The sequence below is a fragment of the Roseibium sp. genome (assembly GCF_050301095.1).
Taxonomy (GTDB): domain Bacteria; phylum Pseudomonadota; class Alphaproteobacteria; order Rhizobiales; family Stappiaceae; genus Roseibium.
The window spans coordinates 1-3,727 of the sequence record NZ_JBNKYW010000210.1 but is presented as its reverse complement, the minus strand read 5'-3'; the positions used below and the strand labels follow the sequence as shown (position 1 = coordinate 3,727).

Annotated in this window: 4 protein-coding genes; all 4 read left to right on the top strand. The window is 60.6% G+C overall.

What is annotated here, in order from left to right:
* On the top strand, positions 1-692 hold a 692-nt coding region (gene hflK, locus ACQY7U_RS18665; RefSeq protein ID WP_428647649.1), incomplete at its 5' end, for an FtsH protease activity modulator HflK.
* A gap of 2 nt (positions 693-694) precedes the next feature.
* Entirely contained in the window at positions 695-1,630 is a 936-nt protein-coding gene (gene hflC / locus ACQY7U_RS18660; protein WP_428647647.1) for a protease modulator HflC, read from the top strand.
* Entirely contained in the window at positions 1,627-1,812 is a 186-nt protein-coding gene (locus tag ACQY7U_RS18655; protein WP_428647644.1) for a DUF2065 domain-containing protein, read from the top strand. The genes hflC and ACQY7U_RS18655 overlap by 4 nt, the downstream gene beginning before the upstream one ends.
* A gap of 97 nt (positions 1,813-1,909) precedes the next feature.
* Positions 1,910-3,397 (top strand): DegQ family serine endoprotease, encoded by a 1,488-nt coding sequence (locus ACQY7U_RS18650; protein ID WP_428647641.1) that lies wholly within the window; start codon positions 1,910-1,912, stop codon positions 3,395-3,397.
* Positions 3,398-3,727 lie beyond the last annotated feature (330 nt).

Genomic DNA, 3,727 nt, shown 5'->3' with positions numbered 1-3,727 from the left:
TGACGGGTGACGAGAACATCGTCGACGTCGGCTTCAAGGTCCTGTGGCGCATCAAGAATACGCGCGATGGCATCAATGACTATCTGTTCAACATCCAGGAGCCCGCAGCGACCGTGAAGGCCGTCGCCGAAAGCGCCATGCGCGAAGTGGTCGGCGGATCGAATATCGATGCGATCCTGACGGAAAACCGCGTGTCCATCCAGAACGACGTCGCAACCCTGATGCAAACGACGCTGGATGCCTATCGCGCGGGTATCGAAATCGCCGAAGTGCAGATGCAGCGGGTCGACCCGCCGGCACAGGTCATTGACGCCTTCCGCGATGTGCAGGCCGCGCGCGCCGACCAGGAGCGTATCCGCAACCAGGCGGAAGCCTACGCCAACCAGATCGTTCCGGAAGCGCGCGGTAAGGCCGCCCAGGTTCTGGAAGCGGCTAACGCCTACAAGGAACAGACCATCGCGGAAGCAACCGGTCAGTCCCAGCGTTTCACCAAGATCTACGAGCAGTACAGGAACGCTCCGGATGTCACCCGTGAGCGCATCTATCTCGAGACCCTGGAAAAAGTATTGGGAACCAACAACAAGATCATCATTGACAGTCAGACGTCCGGATCGGGCGTCCTGCCGTTCCTGCCACTCAACGACCTGAACGGACGCAGCGCCGCTCCGGCAGCCCGGACGGGAGGAAACTGATCATGCGCAACGGTATTATTGCCATTGTCCTCGTCATCGCCGCGATCGTGGGCTACCTGTCGGTCTTCATCGTCAATCCGACCCAGCAGGCCCTGGTGCTGCAGTTCGGCAAGATCGTCGATCAGCCGAAAACCGAGCCCGGGATCTACTTCAAGCAGCCGGTTGTTCAAAATGTCGTCTATCTCGACAAGCGCATCCTGAACCTGAACATGCCGCCGCTTGAGCCGATCTCCTCGGACAAGAAGCGGCTTGTTGTCGATGCCTTCGCGCGTTACCGGATCTCCAATCCGGTGCTGTTCTATCAGCGCGTCCAGAACATCCAGACGGCCAACCGGCGCCTGTCGACCCTGCTGCAGTCCTCCCTGCGGTCGGAACTCGGCCGGACCAGTTTCGTGGCCCTGGTGCGCGATGACCGCTCCGGCGTCATGGAGAATATCCGCCGTGACGTCAGCGCGAATGCGGCCGAGCTCGGCATTGAAGTGATCGATGTGAAGATCCGCCGCGCCGACCTGCCGGACGCCAACTCCCAGGCCATCTATGCGCGGATGCAGACCGAGCGTCAGCGGGAAGCGACGGAAATCCGGGCCCAGGGTGAGGAAATCGCCCGCCGGATCAAGTCCCGCGCGGATCGCGATGCAACGGTTCTTGTCGCGGAAGCGAGGCGGGATTCCGAAATCACCCGCGGTGACGGCGATGCGGAACGGAACCGGATCTTTGCCGAGGCCTTCGGCGCCGATCCCGAGTTCTTCGCCTTCTACCGGTCGATGCAGGCCTATGAAGCCGGACTGCAGTCAGGGGACACCAGCCTCGTGCTGTCGCCCGATTCCAGCTTCTTCCGGTTCTTCAAGGATCCGGCCGGTGCCGAGGTTCCCGAGGCTGGTTATGGTAACGGCGGCAACGGCGTTTCCGGGCGTGCGCCCGACAATACTGCGCAATGAATGAACTGGTAATCGCGCTTGGCCTGGTTCTGGTGTTCGAAGGCGTACTTTACGCTCTTTTGCCCGGTGGCATGAAGAGCGTCATGCGCAGCGCGCTGGAAACGCCGGACCAGACCCTGCGCGTCGCCGGTCTGATAGCAGCCGCACTGGGCGTATTTCTTGTGTGGATCATTCGCGGATAACGAAAAGTTTTCGGGCGGGAGGCGCAAAAACCTTCCGCCCGTTCTATATTCAGGAAGAAACAGACACTCCAACCCGTTGGGACAAGGAGAAAGCCCCATGGCAACAAAACGTATTCGTCGTCGGATGTCCCGCCTCGCATTTGCGGCGGTCGGCATTGCGCTCGGCGGAATGGTTGCTTTTCAACCTATCGCACCTGCCAGGGCGCAAGGTCCGGTCTCGGTAGCCGACCTGGCGGAGAACCTTGCGGATGCGGTCGTCAATATCTCTACCGCCCAAACCGTTCAGGGGCACCGGTCCGTGCCGATGCCGCAGGTGCCTGAAGGCTCGCCCTTCCAGGAGTTCTTCGAAGAGTTCTTCAACCGGCAGAACCGGGAGAATGATCAGCCGCGCAAGGTGCAGTCCCTCGGCTCCGGTTTCGTGATCGACGGAACGGAAGGCATCATCATCACCAACAATCACGTGATTGAAGGTGCGGACGAGATCACGGCCAACTTCAACGACGGCACCAAGCTGAGGGCGGAAATCATCGGGTCCGATGAGAAGACTGATCTTGCGGTTCTCAAGGTGGAGCCCGAGACGCCGCTTAAGGACGTCAATTTCGGAGATTCCGACAAGATCCGTGTCGGCGACTGGGTAATGGCGATCGGCAACCCGTTCGGGCTTGGCGGCACCGTGACCGTGGGCATCGTCTCGGCCCGCAATCGCGACATCAACTCCGGTCCCTATGACAATTTCATCCAGACGGACGCCTCCATCAACCGGGGGAACTCCGGTGGCCCGCTGTTCGACATGGACGGCAATGTGATCGGCATCAACACGGCGATCATCTCGCCCTCCGGCGGGTCCATCGGCATCGGCTTTGCGATCCCGGCCAAAACCGCCCTGAACGTGATCGAGCAGTTGCGCGAATTCGGGGAAACCCGCCGCGGCTGGCTGGGCGTTCGCATTCAGGAAGTGACGGACGAGATCGCCGAGAGCCTCGGCATGAAACATGCCATGGGTGCGCTGGTTGCCGGTGTCACTGACGACGGTCCGGCCGCCAAGGCGAAGATCGAGCCGGGCGATGTCATCGTCAAGTTCGACGGCAGGACAGTCGATGTCATGCGGGAATTGCCGCGTATGGTCGCCGAAACAGCCATCGGCAAGGAAGTTGCCGTCGTGGTTCTGCGCAAGGGCAAGGAAGTCGATATTTCGGTGACACTCGAACGTCTTGAGGAAAACGACGTCAAGGAAGCCAAGGCCACAACAGAGGACCAGCCGGAAGACGAGCCGGTGGAGAAGAGCGAAGTTCTCGGCATGATGCTTGCCGAACTCGATGACAGTCTGCGTCAGCAGTTCTCCATCGAGGACGATGTCAGCGGTGTGGTCGTGACGGAAGTGCTGCCGGGCAGCTCGGCGGAAGAAAAACGCGTCACGGCAGGCGACGTGATCAAGGAAGTCGCCCAGGAACCGGTGGCAACGCCGGCCGATGTCGAGGCCGAGATCAAGAAGCTCAAGGATGGCGGCCGCCGTTCCGCGCTTCTGCTGCTGGCCAATCCGACGGGCGATGTCCGCTTCGTGCCGGTTCGGATCGAGGACGAATGATCCGGTCTTGAGCCAGACCAGGAAAAGGGCGCCGGTAGGCGCCCTTTTTTGTTTAGGCCACCGATTGCCTCTTGAACACGCGCCTCAGCCTGAGGAAGCGCGCCAGCGCTGTCTCGAAGGATGGGCCGCTTGTTCAGGTGCGTGCCGCCCATCCTTCGAAACGGACCTGTCGGTCCTCCTCAGGATGAGGTCGTGCGGTTGGAAGCGTTCGGCGCCCGAATGCGCGGACTGTGTTTTCGAGGACCAAAAAACGGTCAATTAGCGCTCTGTCCGGTCAGCTCAGTACAAAATCGCTTTCCGCATAGCCTTGCAAATAAAGCAGGGCAGTCA